Origin of the sequence: Acinetobacter sp. NIOH-H-8 (genome assembly GCF_046635365.1) — a bacterium.
GTDB lineage: Bacteria > Pseudomonadota > Gammaproteobacteria > Pseudomonadales > Moraxellaceae > Acinetobacter.
In genome coordinates, this window is the sequence record NZ_JBHDVN010000303.1 from 1 (window position 1) to 404 (window position 404).

A 404-nucleotide genomic window follows, 5' to 3' on the forward strand; every position below is an offset into this window, starting at 1 on the left:
CATCTGACCCGTGAAGGTGGACATAGTCACCGTCGTATTCTTCATGCCGCCGACGCCACCGGTAGAGAAGTAGAAACCACGCTGGTGAGCAAGGCGCTGAACCAGCCGAATATTCGCGGGCTGGAGCGCAGCAACGCGGTTGATCTGATTATGTCTGACACAATTGGCCTGCCGGGCACGCGACGGGTTGTTGGCGCGTGGGTATGGAACCGAAATAAAGAAACGGTGGAAACCTGCCACGCAAAAGCAGTGGTACTGGCAACCGGCGGTGCGTCGAAGGTTTATCAGTACACCACCAATCCAGATAGTTCTTCTGGCGATGGCATTGCTATGGCGTGGCGCGCAGGCTGCCGGGTTGCCAATCTCGAATTTAATCAGTTCCACCCTAGCGCACTGTATCACCC

1 protein-coding gene is annotated in these 404 nt (G+C 56.2%); it reads left to right on the forward strand.

Features of this window, described 5'->3' with window-relative positions; all coding sequences use genetic code 11:
* On the forward strand, positions 1-404 hold a 404-nt coding region (locus ACEWB7_RS18355), incomplete at both ends, for an FAD-binding protein (protein WP_411581142.1).